This window comes from Bacillus sp. P4_D3 (assembly GCF_056401855.1).
In genome coordinates, this window is record NZ_JBFUIN010001285.1 from 1 (window position 1) to 584 (window position 584).

Here is a 584-nt window from a genome sequence, read left to right on the forward strand (position 1 = left end):
AAGCAGAATATAACAGAAACTCTTGGAAAGGCTATCCCAGGAGTAACATTGAAAATTGTCGATGAAAATAGAGTAGCGCTCCTGCCCGGGGAAGTGGGAGAAATCGCAGTTAAGGGATTTGGAGTAATGAAAGGTTATTATAATATGCCTGAACAGACAAAACAGGTTTTGGATAATGAAGATTGGTATTATTCAGGAGATTTAGGTACTCTTGATCACCAAGGATATTTAAGGTTCGTAGGGCGAAAGAAAGAGATGATCATAAGAGGTGGGCTAAACGTTTATCCACAGGAAATTGAAGCAGTCATTATGAAACATCCAAAAGTAATCGAAGCAGCAGTTGTAGGTCTTCCAGATAAAGTGCTCGGGGAAGTTGCATGTGCGGTCATACGGTTAAAAAATGGAGAAGTAAGTTCAGAAGAAGAAATGAAACTCTACCTTAAAGAGAAAATGGCAATTTATAAACTACCAGAGAAAGTGATCTTTACTGATGAATTCCCTGTAACAGCAAGTGGGAAAATTCAAAAGTTGAAGTTGAGAGAACAAGTATCTTCTAATATTAGTCCAACAGTTTGATAGAGAGG

Annotated in this window: 1 protein-coding gene; it reads left to right on the forward strand. The window is 38.0% G+C overall.

Annotation, left to right across the window (positions count from 1 at the left end):
• A partial coding sequence (locus AC1DTM_RS30840; RefSeq protein WP_477001747.1) for a class I adenylate-forming enzyme family protein occupies positions 1 to 576 on the forward strand: 576 nt, incomplete at its 5' end.
• Positions 577 to 584: the final 8 nt, after the last annotated feature.